Source organism: Pseudomonas viciae, from assembly GCF_004786035.1.
Taxonomy (GTDB): domain Bacteria; phylum Pseudomonadota; class Gammaproteobacteria; order Pseudomonadales; family Pseudomonadaceae; genus Aquipseudomonas; species Aquipseudomonas viciae.
The window spans coordinates 4,186,745-4,201,899 of record NZ_CP035088.1 but is presented as its reverse complement, the minus strand read 5'-3'; the positions used below and the strand labels follow the sequence as shown (position 1 = coordinate 4,201,899).

Annotated in this window: 18 protein-coding genes; 8 read left to right on the top strand and 10 right to left on the bottom strand. The window is 62.3% G+C overall.

The window, feature by feature from the left end:
- Positions 1-260 precede the first annotated feature (260 nt).
- From EPZ47_RS18125 to cysG, 6 genes are all read left to right on the top strand, one after another.
- Positions 261-2,663: a DNA translocase FtsK gene (locus EPZ47_RS18125; protein WP_135846074.1), complete on the top strand. Its 2,403-nt coding sequence runs from the start codon at positions 261-263 to the stop codon at positions 2,661-2,663.
- 57 nt (positions 2,664-2,720) lie between these two features.
- On the top strand, positions 2,721-3,344 hold the full coding sequence (gene lolA, locus EPZ47_RS18120) for an outer membrane lipoprotein periplasmic chaperone LolA (RefSeq protein WP_123341670.1): 624 nt from the start codon (positions 2,721-2,723) through the stop codon (positions 3,342-3,344).
- Between the two features lie 173 nt (positions 3,345-3,517).
- On the top strand, positions 3,518-4,843 hold the full coding sequence (locus EPZ47_RS18115; protein ID WP_135846073.1) for a replication-associated recombination protein A: 1,326 nt from the start codon (positions 3,518-3,520) through the stop codon (positions 4,841-4,843).
- Complete coding sequence (gene crcB / locus EPZ47_RS18110; RefSeq protein WP_014337695.1) at positions 4,840-5,214, top strand: fluoride efflux transporter CrcB; 375 nt, start codon at positions 4,840-4,842, stop codon at positions 5,212-5,214. Before EPZ47_RS18115 ends, crcB begins: the two co-directional genes overlap by 4 nt.
- 15 nt (positions 5,215-5,229) lie before the next feature.
- On the top strand, positions 5,230-6,510 hold the full coding sequence (gene serS, locus EPZ47_RS18105) for a serine--tRNA ligase (RefSeq protein WP_135846072.1): 1,281 nt from the start codon (positions 5,230-5,232) through the stop codon (positions 6,508-6,510).
- The gene (gene cysG / locus EPZ47_RS18100) at positions 6,511-7,905 is read left to right on the top strand and encodes a siroheme synthase CysG (protein ID WP_135846071.1); all 1,395 of its coding nucleotides are present in this window, start codon (positions 6,511-6,513) and stop codon (positions 7,903-7,905) included.
- A 138-nt stretch (positions 7,906-8,043) separates the two neighbouring features.
- Here cysG and EPZ47_RS18095 read toward each other — a convergent pair whose 3' ends face one another.
- The 8 genes from EPZ47_RS18095 to EPZ47_RS18060 all read right to left on the bottom strand — a co-directional run bounded on the left by EPZ47_RS18095 (position 8,044) and on the right by EPZ47_RS18060 (position 12,312).
- Positions 8,044-9,048: a glutathione S-transferase family protein gene (locus EPZ47_RS18095; RefSeq protein ID WP_135846070.1), complete on the bottom strand. Its 1,005-nt coding sequence runs from the start codon at positions 9,046-9,048 to the stop codon at positions 8,044-8,046.
- A gap of 88 nt (positions 9,049-9,136) precedes the next feature.
- Positions 9,137-10,138 (bottom strand): glycosyl transferase family protein, encoded by a 1,002-nt coding sequence (locus tag EPZ47_RS18090; protein ID WP_135846069.1) that lies wholly within the window; start codon positions 10,136-10,138, stop codon positions 9,137-9,139.
- Positions 10,135-10,470, bottom strand: a complete 336-nt coding sequence (locus EPZ47_RS18085; RefSeq protein WP_135846068.1) for a TusE/DsrC/DsvC family sulfur relay protein — start codon at positions 10,468-10,470, stop codon at positions 10,135-10,137. Before EPZ47_RS18085 ends, EPZ47_RS18090 begins: the two co-directional genes overlap by 4 nt.
- Entirely contained in the window at positions 10,467-10,760 is a 294-nt protein-coding gene (gene tusB / locus EPZ47_RS18080; protein ID WP_135846067.1) for a sulfurtransferase complex subunit TusB, read from the bottom strand. The genes EPZ47_RS18085 and tusB overlap by 4 nt, the downstream gene beginning before the upstream one ends.
- Positions 10,760-11,122 (bottom strand): sulfurtransferase complex subunit TusC, encoded by a 363-nt coding sequence (gene tusC, locus EPZ47_RS18075; protein WP_135846066.1) that lies wholly within the window; start codon positions 11,120-11,122, stop codon positions 10,760-10,762. Before tusC ends, tusB begins: the two co-directional genes overlap by 1 nt.
- Positions 11,123-11,515 (bottom strand): sulfurtransferase complex subunit TusD, encoded by a 393-nt coding sequence (tusD, locus tag EPZ47_RS18070; protein WP_135846065.1) that lies wholly within the window; start codon positions 11,513-11,515, stop codon positions 11,123-11,125.
- A 204-nt stretch (positions 11,516-11,719) separates the two neighbouring features.
- Positions 11,720-12,049, bottom strand: coding sequence for a DUF6388 family protein (locus tag EPZ47_RS18065; RefSeq protein WP_135846064.1), 330 nt, complete (start codon positions 12,047-12,049; stop codon positions 11,720-11,722).
- A 2-nt stretch (positions 12,050-12,051) separates the two neighbouring features.
- Positions 12,052-12,312 (bottom strand): hypothetical protein, encoded by a 261-nt coding sequence (locus EPZ47_RS18060; protein ID WP_135846063.1) that lies wholly within the window; start codon positions 12,310-12,312, stop codon positions 12,052-12,054.
- 142 nt (positions 12,313-12,454) lie between these two features.
- On the opposite strand from EPZ47_RS18060, the gene EPZ47_RS18055 reads away from it, so the two are divergent.
- A complete protein-coding gene (locus EPZ47_RS18055) occupies positions 12,455-12,805 on the top strand; it encodes a hypothetical protein (RefSeq protein WP_135846062.1) in 351 nt (116 codons plus the stop codon).
- A gap of 127 nt (positions 12,806-12,932) precedes the next feature.
- Here EPZ47_RS18055 and EPZ47_RS18050 read toward each other — a convergent pair whose 3' ends face one another.
- Positions 12,933-13,367: a GNAT family N-acetyltransferase gene (locus EPZ47_RS18050; RefSeq protein ID WP_135846061.1), complete on the bottom strand. Its 435-nt coding sequence runs from the start codon at positions 13,365-13,367 to the stop codon at positions 12,933-12,935.
- 162 nt (positions 13,368-13,529) lie between these two features.
- Between EPZ47_RS18050 and EPZ47_RS18045 the strand changes: the two genes are divergently transcribed.
- Positions 13,530-14,063 (top strand): cysteine hydrolase family protein, encoded by a 534-nt coding sequence (locus EPZ47_RS18045; protein ID WP_135846060.1) that lies wholly within the window; start codon positions 13,530-13,532, stop codon positions 14,061-14,063.
- 60 nt (positions 14,064-14,123) lie between these two features.
- Here the strand turns inward: EPZ47_RS18045 and EPZ47_RS18040 are convergent, their stop codons facing one another.
- Positions 14,124-14,984, bottom strand: coding sequence for a CAP domain-containing protein (locus tag EPZ47_RS18040; protein WP_135846059.1), 861 nt, complete (start codon positions 14,982-14,984; stop codon positions 14,124-14,126).
- Between the last annotated feature and the right edge of the window lie 171 nt (positions 14,985-15,155).

Sequence of the window (15,155 nt, the reverse complement as noted above, 5' to 3'; positions counted from 1 at the left end):
GCGCCCTGTTTCTGGCTATGCTGTCATCCAGCGTGCGAGCAATGCCTTGGGGCCGACAAACCCGTACAATGCTTGAGCTTTGAACGCAGGATGGGCTAAAGATCAAAAACTTCGGCAACACCTGCGGTTTTCTGGATGCACCTCACAGTGGTAAAAGTAGTACCGGTTGTGCACATTCACTTTTTTACCTGCTCGTCATGGGCAGTTTTTTATAGTCATTCAACAGATGGACGCGCCCTTGGCGCAGGAAAAGAAGCGTTTTGAAGAAATCCACCGCAGCACCCAAAACAGTCGTTCCGCTCTGGCGCCAGCAGTTGCACTACCGGCTCAAGGAAGGTGCATTGATCGCCATCGGTGCCTTGTGCCTGTTCCTGATGATGGCCTTGCTGACCTACGGCAAGGACGATCCGGGCTGGAGCCATAACAGCAAGATCGACGACGTGCAGAATTTCGGCGGTCCGGCCGGCTCCTACAGCGCCGATATCCTGTTCATGGTGCTGGGTTATTTCGCCTACATCTTTCCGCTGTTGCTGGCGATCAAGGCCTATCAGATCTTCCGCCAGCGCCACGAGCCGTGGCAGTGGAGCGGCTGGCTGTTCTCCTGGCGCCTGATCGGCCTGGTGTTCCTGGTGCTGTCGGGGGCCGCACTGGCCCATATCCATTTTCATGCACCCACTGGCTTGCCGGCCGGGGCGGGCGGCGCGCTGGGTGAAAGCCTCGGCGACCTGGCCAGGAATGCCCTGAACATCCAGGGCAGCACGCTGTTGTTCATCGCCCTGTTCCTGTTCGGCCTGACGGTGTTCACCGACCTGTCGTGGTTCAAGGTCATGGATGTCACCGGCAAGATCACCCTCGACCTGATCGAGCTGATCCAGGGCGCGATGAACCGCTGGTGGGCGGCGCGTACCGAACGCAAGCAACTGGTGGCGCAGTTGCGTGAAGTCGACGACCGGGTCCATGAGGTGGTGGCCCCGACGACGCCGGACAAGCGCGAGCAGGCCAAGGTCAAGGAACGGCTGATCGAGCGTGAGCAGGCGTTGAGCAAACACATGTCCGAGCGCGAGAAACAGGTGCCGCCGGTCATCACCATGGCCCCGGCCAAGCCGCCGGAGCAGAGCAAGCGCGTACAGAAAGAGAAGCAGGCGCCGCTGTTCGTCGACAGCGCGGTGGAAGGCACCTTGCCGCCGATCTCGATCCTGGACCCGGCCGAAAAGAAACAGCTCAACTATTCCCCCGAATCCCTGGCGGCCGTCGGCCACTTGCTGGAGATCAAGCTCAAGGAGTTCGGCGTCGAGGTTTCGGTGGATTCGATTCACCCGGGCCCGGTCATCACCCGTTACGAAATCCAGCCAGCCGCCGGTGTAAAGGTCAGCCGCATCTCCAACCTGGCCAAGGACTTGGCGCGCTCCCTCGCCGTGACCAGCGTACGGGTGGTGGAAGTGATTCCCGGCAAGACCACCGTGGGTATCGAGATTCCCAACGAAGACCGGCAGATCGTGCGCTTCTCCGAGGTGCTGTCGACACCTGAGTATGACAATCACAAATCGCCGGTCACCCTGGCCCTGGGCCACGACATCGGCGGCAAGCCGGTCATCACTGACCTGGCGAAAATGCCTCACCTGCTGGTGGCCGGTACCACCGGTTCCGGTAAGTCGGTGGGTGTGAACGCGATGATCCTGTCGATTCTGTTCAAGTCCGGCCCGGAAGACGCCAAGCTGATCATGATCGACCCGAAAATGCTCGAACTGTCGATCTACGAAGGCATTCCGCACTTGCTCTGCCCGGTGGTCACCGACATGAAGGACGCCGCCAACGCCTTGCGCTGGAGCGTCGCCGAGATGGAGCGTCGCTACAAGCTGATGGCGAAGATGGGCGTGCGTAACCTGTCGGGCTTCAACGCCAAGGTCAAGGAAGCCGAGGAAGCCGGTACGCCGCTGACCGATCCGCTGTATCACCGCGAAAACATCCACGACGAAGCGCCGCTGTTGCACAAGCTGCCGACCATCGTGGTGGTGGTGGACGAATTCGCCGACATGATGATGATCGTCGGCAAGAAGGTCGAAGAACTGATCGCTCGTATCGCCCAGAAGGCCCGTGCCGCAGGTATCCACTTGATTCTTGCGACCCAGCGGCCGTCGGTGGACGTGATCACCGGTCTGATCAAGGCCAACATTCCGACCCGCATGGCGTTTCAGGTGTCGAGCAAGATCGACTCGCGGACCATCATCGACCAGGGCGGCGCCGAGCAGTTGCTCGGTCACGGTGACATGCTCTACATGCCGCCGGGCACCAGCCTGCCGATCCGTGTCCACGGTGCGTTTGTCTCCGACGACGAAGTGCACCGCGTGGTGGAGGCCTGGAAACTGCGTGGCGCCCCTGAATACAACGACGACATCCTCAACGGTGTCGAGGAAGCCGGCAGCGGCTTCGAGGGCAGCGGCGGCGGTGACGACGATGCTGAAACCGATGCGCTCTACGATGAAGCGGTGCAGTTCGTCCTGGAAAGCCGCCGGGCCTCGATTTCTGCCGTTCAGCGCAAGCTGAAGATCGGCTACAACCGTGCCGCACGCATGATCGAAGCCATGGAAATGGCCGGCGTGGTGACGGCGATGAACACCAACGGTTCGCGCGAAGTACTGGCGCCGGGCCCGATGCGCGACTAACGACTTGAGCGGCCTGGCGACAGGCCGCTCGCCCCCCACGACTTCATGAGGACTCCCATGCGCCTGATTCGCATGTTGCTGTTGCCCGTACTGGCCCTGACCACCTTGTCGGCCCACGCCGATGAAAAGGACGTGGCCCGCCTGACCCAGTTACTGGAGCGGTCCCAGACCCTGACCGCGCGCTTTTCCCAGCTGACCCTCGACGGCAGCGGCACCCAGTTGCAGGAAACCGCTGGCGACATGGCCTTGCAGCGTCCGGGCCTGTTCTACTGGCACACCGATGCACCGGCCGAGCAACTGATGGTCTCCGATGGCAAGAAAGTCTCCCTGTGGGACCCGGACCTGGAGCAGGTGACCATCAAGACCCTCGACCAGCGCCTGACCCAGACCCCGGCGTTGTTGCTCTCCGGCGACATTTCCAAGATCAGCCAGAGTTTCGATATCAGTGCCAAGGAGGCCGGTGGCGTCATTGACTTCACCCTCAAGCCCAAGACCAAGGACAGCCTGTTCGACAGCCTGCGCCTGTCGTTCCGCAACGGCCTGGTCAATGACATGCAATTGATCGACAGCGTCGGCCAGCGCACCAATATCCTGTTCACCGGGGTCAAGGCCAACGAGCCGATCGCCGCGTCCAAGTTCAAGTTCGACATCCCCAAGGGTGCGGACGTGATCCAGGAATAAACACAAAGCCCCTGTGGGAAATGGCCTGTGGGAGCAAGGCTTGCCCGCGATTGCCTCGCCTCGGTCTACCAGATGCACCGAGGTGTCTGTATCGCGGGCAAGCCTTGCTCCCACAGATCTGCTCCGGCAGAGAGGATCGGCACCAGGACCCAGTGGAGGTTGCATAAGTAGTGATGGACCTGTTTCGAAGCGCCCCGATTGCCCAGCCATTGGCCGCCCGCCTGCGCGCGACCAACCTGGATGAGTACGTCGGCCAGGAGCATGTGCTCGCTCGTGGCAAGCCTCTGCGCGAAGCGCTGGAGCAGGGCGCCTTGCACTCGATGATCTTCTGGGGGCCGCCAGGCGTGGGCAAGACCACCCTGGCGCGGCTGTTGGCGGAAGTCTCGGACGCGCATTTCGAAACGGTTTCGGCGGTGCTGGCCGGGGTCAAGGAAATCCGCCAAGCGGTGGAAGTGGCCAAGCAGCAGGCCGGCCAGTACGGCAAGCGCACGATCCTGTTCGTCGACGAAGTGCACCGCTTCAACAAGTCCCAACAGGATGCCTTCCTGCCCTACGTCGAAGACGGCACGCTGATCTTCATCGGCGCGACCACCGAAAACCCTTCGTTCGAGCTCAACAACGCCTTGTTGTCGCGGGCGCGGGTCTATGTGCTCAAGAGCCTCGACGAGGCGGCGATGCGCAAGCTGGTGCACCGGGCGCTGACTGAAGAGCGTGGCCTGGGCAAGCGCCAGCTGAGCCTCAGCGATGAAGGCTTCCAGATCCTGTTTTCAGCCGCCGATGGCGATGGCCGGCGCTTGCTCAACCTGCTGGAGAACGCCTCGGACCTGGCCGAAGACAACAGCGAGATCGACGTCGAGCTGCTGCAAAGCCTGCTGGGCGATACCCGTCGGCGCTTCGACAAGGGTGGCGAGGCGTTCTACGATCAGATTTCGGCGCTGCATAAATCCATCCGCGGCTCCAACCCAGACGCAGCCTTGTACTGGTTTGCGCGAATGATCGACGGCGGTTGCGATCCGTTGTATCTGGCGCGGCGCGTGGTGCGCATGGCCAGCGAGGACATCGGCAACGCTGACCCGCGAGCCCTGGGCCTGTGCCTGGCGGCCTGGGATGTACAAGAGCGTCTCGGCAGCCCGGAAGGCGAACTCGCCGTGGCCCAGGCCATCACCTATCTGGCCTGCGCGCCGAAAAGCAATGCGGTGTACATGGGCTTCAAGGCAGCAATGCGCAGCGCCACCGAGCACGGTTCCCTCGAGGTACCGCTGCACCTGCGCAACGCACCGACCAAACTCATGAAGCAGCTGGGTTATGGCGAAGAATACCGCTATGCCCACGATGAGCCGGACGCCTATGCCGCCGGCGAAGATTATTTTCCTGATGAACTCGAACCCCAGCGGTTCTATCAGCCGGTGCCTCGTGGCCTGGAGCTGAAGATCGGCGAGAAACTCAACCACCTGGCGCAACTGGATCGCCTGAGCCCACGGCAGCGGAGAAAACCTTGATCCCTTTGATTCTTGCAGTCTCTGCCGGCGGTGTTGCCGGCACGTTGTTGCGCTTCGCCACCGGCAACTGGGTCAATGCAAATTGGCCCCGGCACTTCTATACCGCGACGCTGGCCGTTAATATCGTGGGCTGTCTGCTGATCGGCGTTTTATACGGTCTGTTTTTGATACGCCCCGAGGTGCCCATTGAGGTGCGTGCGGGGCTGATGGTTGGCTTTCTCGGCGGCCTGACGACTTTTTCATCCTTTTCACTGGATACGGTGCGCCTGCTGGAAAGCGGGCAGGTGCCGCTGGCCCTGGGCTACGCGGCCATCAGTGTATTCGGCGGGCTGCTCGCCACATGGGCCGGCCTGTCCCTGACCAAACTTTGATAACGAGAGACCGACATGCTCGATTCCAAACTGTTACGTAGCAACCTTCAGGACGTAGCGGACCGCCTGGCATCCCGTGGCTTTGCCCTGGACGTTGCGCGCATCGAAGCGCTGGAAGAACAGCGCAAGACCGTCCAGACCCGCACCGAAGCCCTGCAGGCTGAACGTAACGCGCGCTCCAAGTCTATCGGTCAGGCCAAGCAGCGCGGCGAAGACATCGCGCCGCTGATGGCTGATGTCGAGCGCATGGCGGGCGAATTGAGTGCCGGCAAGGTCGAGCTGGACGCGATCCAGACCGAGCTGGATTCAATCCTGCTGGGGATCCCGAACCTGCCCCACGAATCGGTGCCGGTCGGTGAAGACGAGGAGGGCAACGTCGAAGTGCGCCGCTGGGGCACGCCAACAGCCTTCGATTTCCCGGTGCAGGACCACGTAGCCCTGGGCGAGAAATTCGGCTGGCTGGACTTCGAAACCGCCGCCAAGCTGTCGGGCGCGCGTTTCGCCCTGTTGCGCGGACCGATTGCCCGTCTGCATCGCGCCCTGGCGCAATTCATGATCAACCTGCACGTCACCGAACACGGCTACGAAGAAGCCTACACCCCGTACCTGGTCCAGGCGCCGGCGCTGCAGGGCACCGGCCAGTTGCCGAAGTTCGAGGAAGACCTGTTCAAGATCAGCCGCGAAGGCGAGGCTGACCTGTACCTGATCCCGACTGCCGAAGTGTCGTTGACCAACATCGTGGCCGGCGAGATCGTCGACGCCAAGCAACTGCCGATCAAGTTTGTCGCCCACACGCCGTGCTTCCGCAGTGAAGCCGGGGCATCGGGTCGTGACACCCGTGGCATGATCCGCCAGCACCAGTTCGACAAAGTCGAGATGGTGCAGATCGTCGAGCCTTCGAAGTCCATGGAAGCGCTGGAAAGCTTGACCAGCAACGCTGAAAAGGTCCTGCAACTGCTGGAACTGCCGTATCGCACCCTTGCGTTGTGCACCGGTGACATGGGCTTCAGCGCGGTCAAGACCTACGACCTGGAAGTCTGGATCCCGAGCCAGGACAAGTACCGCGAGATTTCCTCGTGCTCCAACTGTGGCGATTTCCAGGCCCGTCGCATGCAGGCGCGCTTCCGCAACCCGGAAACCGGTAAGCCGGAACTGGTTCACACCCTCAATGGTTCCGGCCTGGCGGTGGGTCGTACCCTGGTGGCGGTGCTGGAAAACTACCAGCAGGCCGACGGCTCGATCCGTGTGCCTGAAGTGCTGAAACCGTACATGGGCGGCATCGAGGTCATCGGCTAAATGGACTATTTGCCACTGTTCCACAACCTGCGCGGCAGCCGCGTGCTGGTGGTCGGCGGTGGCGAGATTGCCTTGCGCAAGTCTCGCCTGCTGGCCGATGCCGGCGCGCTGCTGCGGGTCGTCGCACCCGAAATTGAACCGCAATTGCGGGAACTGGTCAGTGGTAGCGGTGGTGAATGTGTCCTGCGCGGTTATCTCGAAACGGACCTGGACGGCTGCGGCCTGATCATTGCCGCCACCGATGATGAGCCACTTAATGCCCAGGTCTCGGCCGACGCCCATAAGCGTTGCGTGCCGGTCAACGTGGTGGACGCGCCGGCCCTGTGCAGCGTGATCTTCCCGGCGATTGTCGACCGCTCGCCCCTGGTCATCGCGGTGTCCAGCGGCGGCGACGCGCCGGTGCTGGCGCGGCTGATCCGGGCCAAGCTGGAGACCTGGATTCCGTCGACCTATGGGCAACTGGCTGGGCTGGCGGCGCGTTTTCGAAGCCAGGTCAAAGGATTGTTCCCGGACGTGCAGCAACGGCGGGCGTTCTGGGAAGAGGTGTTCCAGGGCCCCATCGCCGACCGCCAACTGGCCGGGCAGGGCGCCGAGGCTGAGCGCCTGCTGCAGGACAAGATCGCCGGCCAGGCGCCGAACGCGCCGGGCGAAGTTTATCTGGTGGGCGCCGGGCCGGGTGATCCGGACCTGCTGACCTTCCGTGCCCTGCGCCTGATGCAGCAAGCGGATGTGGTGCTTTACGACCGCCTGGTGGCTCCGGCGATCCTCGAGCTGTGCCGGCGCGACGCCGAGCGCATCTACGTCGGCAAGCGCCGCTCCGAACACGCCGTGCCCCAGGAGCAGATCAACCAGCAATTGGTGGACCTGGCCCGGCAAGGCAAGCGTGTGGTGCGGTTGAAGGGCGGGGATCCGTTCATCTTTGGTCGCGGCGGAGAGGAAATCGAAGAACTGGCGGCTCACGGCATCCCGTTCCAGGTCGTTCCGGGCATCACCGCGGCCAGTGGTTGCGCAGCCTACGCCGGGATTCCGCTGACCCATCGCGACTACGCCCAGTCGGTGCGGTTTATCACCGGCCATCTCAAGGACGGCACCAGTGATTTGCCGTGGGCGGACCTGGTCTCGCCAGCCCAGACCCTGGTGTTCTACATGGGGTTGGTGGGATTGCCGGTCATCTGCGACGAGCTGATCAAGCACGGTCGCGCAGCGGATACGCCTGCGGCGTTGATCCAGCAGGGCACGACGTCCAACCAGCGGGTCTTCACCGGCACCCTGGCGGACTTGCCACGGCTGGTGGCCGAGCATGAAGTTCATGCGCCGACGTTGGTGATTGTTGGGGAAGTGGTGCAATTGCGCGAGAAACTGGCTTGGTTTGAAGGGGCTCAGGGGCAGGTCTAAAGACCGAGTCGCGCCCTTCGCGAGCAAGCCCGCTCCCACATTTGATCGCGTTCAGCCGAAGAATTAAGGCTTACCCCGATCCAATGTGGGAGCGGGCTTGCTCGCGAAGAGGCCCTCAACCGCAACAAAGATCCCGGATCAATCCCGGGTCCCAAGCCAAATCCCTTTCCCACTCAACCTTTCCCGATCATGGCCAACCATGAAGTCCTGCTTCGGTCCCTTGGGCACGATCCCATTGGGGTTGATGGTTTTGTGGCTGCCGTAGTAATGGCCCTGGATGTGGGGGAAATCCACGGTCTCGGCAATGCCCGGCCACTGATACAGCTCCCGCAGCCAGTTCGACAGGTTCGGGTAATCGGCGATGCGCCGCAGGTTGCATTTGAAGTGACCGAAATACACGGCGTCGAAGCGGATGATCGTGGTGAACAGGCGGATGTCGGCCTCGGTCAGGTATTCGCCGGCCAGGTAGCGGCGGGCTTCCAGCAGGGCCTCCAGCCGATCCAGTTCGGCAAAAAGTCCGTCGAACGCTTCTTCATAGGCGGCCTGGGTGGTGGCGAACCCTGCGCGATACACGCCATTGTTCACCGCCGGATAGATACGCTCGTTCAAGGCGTCGATATTCCTGCGCAAAGGCTCGGGATACAGATCCAATCCATTGCCGGTCAGGCCATCGAAGGCGCTGTTGAACATGCGGATGATTTCCGCTGATTCGTTATTCACGATGCGCTGTTGCTGTTTGTCCCACAGCACCGGCACGGTGACGCGGCCGGTGTAATCGGAGGTGTCAGCGGTGTAGCGCTGATGGAGGAAGCTCAGGTCGTCCAGTTTGTCGCCAGTGGAGCCGTGGGTCTTGTCGAAGGTCCAGCCGTTTTCCAGCATCAGGTAGCTGACCACCGAGACGTCGATCAGGTCTTCCAGGCCTTTGAGCTTGCGAAAGATCAGTGTGCGATGGGCCCAGGGGCAGGCCAGGGACACATACAAATGGTAGCGCCCGGCCTCGGCGGCAAACCCGCTCTCGCCAGTGGGGCCGGCACTGCCGTCGGTGGTGATCCAGTGACGGCGTTGCGCCTGTTCGCGTTGGAACGTGCCGTCCTTGCTTTCATACCACTGATCCTGCCAGCGGCCCTCGACTAACAAACCCATCTTGATCTCCTCGGCCAATAAACGTTGGAGGCGAGTCTATTCCGATAGGTTCGAACAAAAAGCGCAAAGGTTAGGCGTTATTGATCGGTTAAATCGAACGGTTCCGGGCATCCCAATACTGCCGGGCCTTGTCGAATGCCTCTTCGCGAGCCAGGCCCAGGCCGCGCAGGGCCAACGCCATGGTCGCGATCAACGCCAGTTGCGGGTAGCTGTCTTGCACGTCGCCGCGCCAGATGGCTTTCAGGTACTCGGGGTCGAGGCTTTCCGGTTTGACGTGGCGCTGCTCGGACAGTCGCGGCCATTCTTCGTCCCAGCTGGCGCCGCCGGTGGTGCCATACAGGTGACTGTCGGCATCCGGGTTGATCTCGATCTCGCCGCCGTCGCCCTTGATCACGATGGTGGTGTCGCCCAGCAAGCCGCTGGCATCGCGATGCACTGCCTGGTAGCCCGGGTGGAAGATGCTTTGCAGCCCGCAACGGGCGCCCAGCGGGTTGAGGATCCGTGCCAGGGAGTGAATCGGTGAACGCAGGCCCAGGGTGTTACGCAGGTCGATCATCCGCTGCATTTGCGGCGCCCAGTCCACCAGCGGCATGAAGGCCAGCCCGCCGTTGTCCAGCGCGTTGCCGACTTGCTGCCAGTCGCGGCACAGCGGGATGTGCAGCAAATCCAGCAATTGCTCGGTGTAGAGCCGGCCCGCCGTGTGCGCGCCGCCGCCGTGCATGAAGATCCGCACACCGTTCTGCCCAAGGCACTTGGCCGCCAACAAGTACCACGGCAAATGACGCTTCTTGCCGGCATAGGTTGGCCAGTCGAGGTCCACCGCCAACGCGGGGACCACCAGGCGCTCACGCAGGGCTTCGGTAAAGCCGGCCATTTCCTCGGCGCTTTCTTCCTTGTGCCGCAACAGCATCAGGAAGGCGCCGAGCTGGGTGTCTTCGACCTTGTCGTCGAGCACCAGGCCCATGGCCTCGCGGGCTTCTTCGCGGGTCAGGTTGCGGGCGCCGCGCTTGCCTTTGCCAAGGATGCGCACGAACTGGGCGAACGGGTGTTCGGCCGGGGTCTCAAGGGTCAGCGATGGGAAGTCGGTCATAAGCAATTCGTCGGTTTGGGCAGGCCCGCCAGCTTGGCGGCGAGTTTGGCGGGGGTGCCTTTGAACAATCGGTTCAGGTGCAGGCTGTTGCCCTTGTCCGCGCCCAGTTTCAGCGCGGTGTACTTGATCAGCGGCCGGGTCGCGGGGGAGAGCTGGAATTCGTTGTAGAAACCGCGCAGCAGCTCAAGGATCTCCCAATGTTCGGGGCTCAGCTCGATGTCTTCGGCGGCCGCCAGGGCAATCGCCACATCGGCCGACCAGTCGTCAAGGTCGGCCAGGTAGCCGTCCTTGTCCAGTGCGATGGCGCGCTCGCCCACGATCAGCGCCTTCATAGCCAGGTGTTGACCTTGTCATGCTGGATCGACAGCTCGACAAAGGCCGGGTAGTCGATGGCTTCGGCCCAGTCTGGAAGCGGCAAGGCCCGAGCCTGGACATCTTCGGCGAGCACGAACAATTTCCGGCCGCCGACCTGCAGTTTTTCAAACGGCGCGGTGCCCGGTTGCAACGCGTACGTCGCGTCGCCGCACAGCAGCAGCGCATCTTGACTCCCCAGGATTCGCAGGCAACTGGCGAGGCGGTTATCGCCGAAAGGTGAATGAGACAACACATGCAAAGTCGACATCAGAGGGTGATCACCTGGTCGTAACGGTCAATAAGCGCAGTGATGTCCGGCGCGGCCAGCACTGTCAGGTCGTCCAATGCCAACGCATCGGCGGCGATACCGCGTTCAGCGGCGCTCTGGGCACAGACAAAAAGCGCTTCGATGCCGAACATGGGCAGCGCCTGCAAGTTCGCGCTCAGGTCTTTTTGCTGGACGGCCTTGGCGTTCTGGCCGGCGGCGAGCTGGAACACGCCGTCATCGAGAAACAGCAGGCCGATGGGCAGGTCGAACGCGCCGCCGGCCAGCACGATGTCCAGCGCCTCCCGGGCGCCGGGGCCGGACCATGGGGCCTGGCGGCTGATGAGCAACAAAGACTTGGCCATTCACGCGCCTCCAAAACAGATCAGACGGTCGGCGTCCTGGATTCCATCATGCAACTGACCCAGGCCGGACAAGGCCCAGGGCGCTTCGACACTGACCGCCGAACGCTGGTAGCGCTGGGCTTCTTCGTCGTTCAACACGCCACGGCGCAATGCCGCTGCGATGCACACCACGCCGTCGAGCTGGTTGTCGCTGACGAACGCGCGCCACTGTTTGGGCAGGTCCTGCTCATCCTGGGGCGTGACGACACTGCCGGCGGCGTTATAAACGCCGTCCTGATAGAAAAACAGCCGCACGATTTCATGCCCACCCGCGAGCGCAGCCTGGGCAAACAGCAAGGCGCGGCGCGAGGAGGGCGCATGGGCGGCGGAAAACAGCGCGATGGCGAACTTCATGAGAGACCCGATCAGCAAAACTGCGGCCATGATAATGCTTTATGGGCGGGGGGGCGATTGTGTATGCCTGTGCGGGAGCAAGGCTGGTGCAGCGAGGCCTGTGTGGGAGCAGCTTGCCCGCGATGAGGGCCACGCGGTCTCCGGAAAGCCGAGGCGCCTGTATCGCGAGCAAGCTTTGCTCCCACAGATGGGCGTGCGATCAGGCTACTGCTTGAGGCCATGCAGCTCGCAATACTCCGCCCACTCCATCCCCGCCATCTCCGCCACTTCCCTGTGCACCTCCAGGCGTTGGGCCTGGTAGTCCTGGGGCGAAGCCGCGGTCAGTTGCAGGGTCAGTTCCCAGGCGAACAGGCCCAGGCGCTCGGCCTCGGCTTCGAATGCTTCATGCAACCGCTCAGCGCGGTACTGCGCGGCGGTCTCGCCCTTGGCCTGGGCCAGCAGCGGGTTGAGGTGGTCCAACTCGACGCGCAGCTCGGGGCGCTCATCGAGAAAATTTTCCAGGGCCCGTTCGTGTTGCTGTTCGGTTGCCGCCATGGTCACTCCTTGGGGGTTGAGGACTGCTTCTTGCTGGCCTTGGCCGCAGCCGCCAGGCATTCGAGGGCGAATTGTTCGGTGTAGGTCATCTGGATCGGCGTGGTTTCGCCCTTGACGGTACGTTCACCGTCGAGGATGTAGCGAATCCGTTTGTCGGTGACGCCGATTCGCTTGGCGATCCAGGAAGGTGTCTGGCCGATCTGGCTGATCAGTTTGTCGGCGTATTCGGCGGTGGGTTTGTAGAACTCGGCGTTGGGGGTCATGGAGTGTTCCGCGATGGCTGGTGGGAATGGCGCGACAGGTTGCGCGAATCGTTGGCCGATGTCCCGTGTAAATTTCAGTAAAGCAGCACGAAGGCGGGGGCCGCAGTGCTACAGTCCGTTTTTTTCTCGATGAGTGAACGCAATGCGAATGTTGACGGTGGCCCTGGCCGCAACCTTGCTGGCCGGCTGCGCGGGTTCGGCGATGAACCAGGCCCGGACTCAAACCCCTTATAAGACCCTGAGCTCGGACAAACCCGAGCAGCTCGTGGCCCAGTGCATACAGTTTTCCTGGCAGGACGAAGCGGTGTTTGGTGTCGATGCTGGCGCTTACCTGCAACCGGGCAAGAAGGGTGGTTCGACTGTTTACACTCGCTCGGCTGAGTCGTTCGTCGATTTGGAAACCGGGGCCTCGGGCACGGTGTTGAATTACTACGCCAAGCAGGATGACTTCGTGGCCAAGCGCCGGTTGGCGGCGTTGGCGACTTGTCTGTAAATAACTCGCACGGAGTCCCGGATCAATGTGGGAGCGGGCTTGCTCGCGAATGCGGCTTACCATTCGACATTAATGTCGCCTGACCCACCGCCTTCGCGAGCAAGCTCGCTCCCACAGGATTTGTGTTTCAGTCAGCAGGGTTCAGGCGCTTCTGGAGGAAGAAGTGCTGGTGCCCTGGCGGGTAGTCGTCGATCTGGCCGATTTCCGTGAAACCGTGTTTTTTGTAGAACGCTGGGGCCTGGAAGTCGAAGGTGTCGAGCCAGATGCCCACGCAGTTTTTCTCCCTGGCCAGGTCTTCGGCCATCTGCATCAAGGTCGAGCCCGTGCCTTGGCCGCGAGCCTGTTCCGGCACGACCAGCAGCTCGATATAGAACCAGCGGAAAAACACCCGTCCGTACAGCCCACCAACGATTTCGTTGCTGTGTTCGTCCCGTACCAGCCAGGCGACCAGTTCCGGCACTGTCCCGCCGGTCTTGGCCGTGTTATAGGCGCGTAGCGGCGCGAGGATGGCTTGGCGTTCTTCGTCGGTAGGGGTGTCCGTGCGTTCGATTCGTAGCGTCATCGGCGCTGTCCTTATGCGGTGAGTGATGAACTGGACGAGCCTATCCCAAAGGCTGTCGTGGCGTCACCCGGTCGACGGGGAAACAGGCGCATTACGCAAACCGGGCCATACTGCCTAATGCAATCGCGGTTGGGATCGCGCACCGTTTCGAAGAGGAAAGTCATGAACACTGCATTGCTGATCATCGATATCCAGAACGCACTGTGCAGCGGTGAAGAAGAATGTTTTGAGAGCCAGCGCCTCATCCGGACCATCAACGCCCTCAGCGCCAGGGCCCGGGCTGTTGGTTTGTCGGTGATCTTGATCCAGCACGAAGAGCTGGAAGGCTCGCTGACGTATGGTTCTGTCGCCTGGCAATTGGCCGATGGCCTGTTGACCGCTGCCGATGACCTGCGGGTGCGCAAGACCACGCCCGACGCTTTCTACCAGACCGATCTGCTCTCGCTGCTGCAAGCCCGAGGCATCGACCGCCTGGTGATCTGCGGGCTACAGACCGACTATTGCATCAACGCCACCGTGCGCCAGGCCCATGCCCTGGGGTACGAGGTGGTCCTGGCTGCCGACGCCCACTCTACGGTGGCCAACGGTAGCATGGCGGCCGAACAGATCATCGCCAACCACAACAACAGGCTGGGGCGCTTGAGCAGTGCGGTGTCGCGGATCGATGTGGTGCCGGCGCAGGAGATTCGTCTCTGACCTGAACCCCTTGATGGGGTGACACCGCACTCTGTGGCGAGGGCAATGGCTTCCTCACCCTCAAGGCGCCCCAAACACCATGGTCCAATAAACCCCCGCATCGCTGCGCGAGTCGGTGGCGTACGCCGCGCCCACCTGGGTGAACATCGGGTTCATCAGGTTGGCGCAATGTCCGGGGCTGGCCAACCAGTCTTGCATGGCCTTGCTTGGCGAGCCTTGTCCGGCGGCGATGTTTTCGCCGAGCTTGCGCCCACGGAAACCCGCGCCTTTGGCTCGGTCGGCCACGGAGCGGCCGTCAGGGTCCTGGTGGGCGAAATAGTTGCCGCGGGCCATCGCCCGGCTGTGCCCCTGGGCGGCTGTGCCGAGGGCGGCGTTCCAGCTCAACGGCCGGGCGGCGGCGAAACGTTGGCGACCACACATCCTGGATCTGGCTCGCGCGGCGTTGACCTGGGCCAGCAGCGTCTTGTCCGCGGAAGCAACGTTGTCTACCCGGCTACCGCCCATGGGCTGGGCCAGTACCACTCGCCATTCATCACCGACCCGGTTGACGCCGATGTCGGTGTACTGGTTGTCCAGCAGCGCCGCGCAGTGCTCGTCCGCCAGCATCTCGAAAGCTTCTTCGGCGTCCCGCGCGTCAGTCAGGCGGATGCTGCGCACTGTCTGGGCCTGATAGCCTGCGTCCTTCAAGGTTTCCCGCAACCCTGCGCGAAAGCCAATCGGCAAGGCCAGGCTCGAACGCAGCACCAATGGCTGCGAAGGGCGCAATGTCCGCCAGTCACAACGGTGGGATTGGCTGCGGTAGTCGTTGATCGCTTGCACCAGTTGCCCTTCGCCTCGGGCATGGGCGGGGTTGGTAATTAAGGGCAGTAGGGTGAGGAGGCAAAGCGAAGCGAAACGGCAAGAGCGAACAGTGTGGCGCATGGGGCGAACGGCTCGAGAGAGGGGAGTTGCTTTAGCGCCAGGCTTGGCGCCGATCAACCGGAAAACCTGTCGCTGTCGATTGGCGAGGTTTTCACGGCTGGGGTAGGACTGCGGGTTTGAAAACAAGTTTCAGGAGGGTGAAGACTTATCCGCAGGCCTACGCAGGCTCTA

Bases quoted from the DNA above. Each gene is read 5' to 3' on its own strand.
- lolA (WP_123341670.1), top strand. From the start codon at position 2,721: ATGCGCCTGATTCGCATGTTGCTGTTGCCCGTACTGGCCCTGACCACC.
- tusD (WP_135846065.1), bottom strand. From the start codon at position 11,515: ATGAAGTTCGCCATCGCGCTGTTTTCCGCCGCCCATGCGCCCTCCTCG.
- cysG (WP_135846071.1), top strand. From the start codon at position 6,511: ATGGACTATTTGCCACTGTTCCACAACCTGCGCGGCAGCCGCGTGCTG.
- EPZ47_RS18065 (WP_135846064.1), bottom strand. From the start codon at position 12,049: ATGGCGGCAACCGAACAGCAACACGAACGGGCCCTGGAAAATTTTCTC.
- EPZ47_RS18090 (WP_135846069.1), bottom strand. From the start codon at position 10,138: ATGACCGACTTCCCATCGCTGACCCTTGAGACCCCGGCCGAACACCCG.
- EPZ47_RS18040 (WP_135846059.1), bottom strand. From the start codon at position 14,984: ATGCGCCACACTGTTCGCTCTTGCCGTTTCGCTTCGCTTTGCCTCCTC.
- serS (WP_135846072.1), top strand. From the start codon at position 5,230: ATGCTCGATTCCAAACTGTTACGTAGCAACCTTCAGGACGTAGCGGAC.
- EPZ47_RS18060 (WP_135846063.1), bottom strand. From the start codon at position 12,312: ATGACCCCCAACGCCGAGTTCTACAAACCCACCGCCGAATACGCCGAC.
- tusC (WP_135846066.1), bottom strand. From the start codon at position 11,122: ATGGCCAAGTCTTTGTTGCTCATCAGCCGCCAGGCCCCATGGTCCGGC.
- EPZ47_RS18085 (WP_135846068.1), bottom strand. From the start codon at position 10,470: ATGAAGGCGCTGATCGTGGGCGAGCGCGCCATCGCACTGGACAAGGAC.
- EPZ47_RS18055 (WP_135846062.1), top strand. From the start codon at position 12,455: ATGCGAATGTTGACGGTGGCCCTGGCCGCAACCTTGCTGGCCGGCTGC.
- tusB (WP_135846067.1), bottom strand. From the start codon at position 10,760: ATGTCGACTTTGCATGTGTTGTCTCATTCACCTTTCGGCGATAACCGC.
- EPZ47_RS18095 (WP_135846070.1), bottom strand. From the start codon at position 9,048: ATGGGTTTGTTAGTCGAGGGCCGCTGGCAGGATCAGTGGTATGAAAGC.
- EPZ47_RS18050 (WP_135846061.1), bottom strand. From the start codon at position 13,367: ATGACGCTACGAATCGAACGCACGGACACCCCTACCGACGAAGAACGC.
- EPZ47_RS18115 (WP_135846073.1), top strand. From the start codon at position 3,518: ATGGACCTGTTTCGAAGCGCCCCGATTGCCCAGCCATTGGCCGCCCGC.
- EPZ47_RS18045 (WP_135846060.1), top strand. From the start codon at position 13,530: ATGAACACTGCATTGCTGATCATCGATATCCAGAACGCACTGTGCAGC.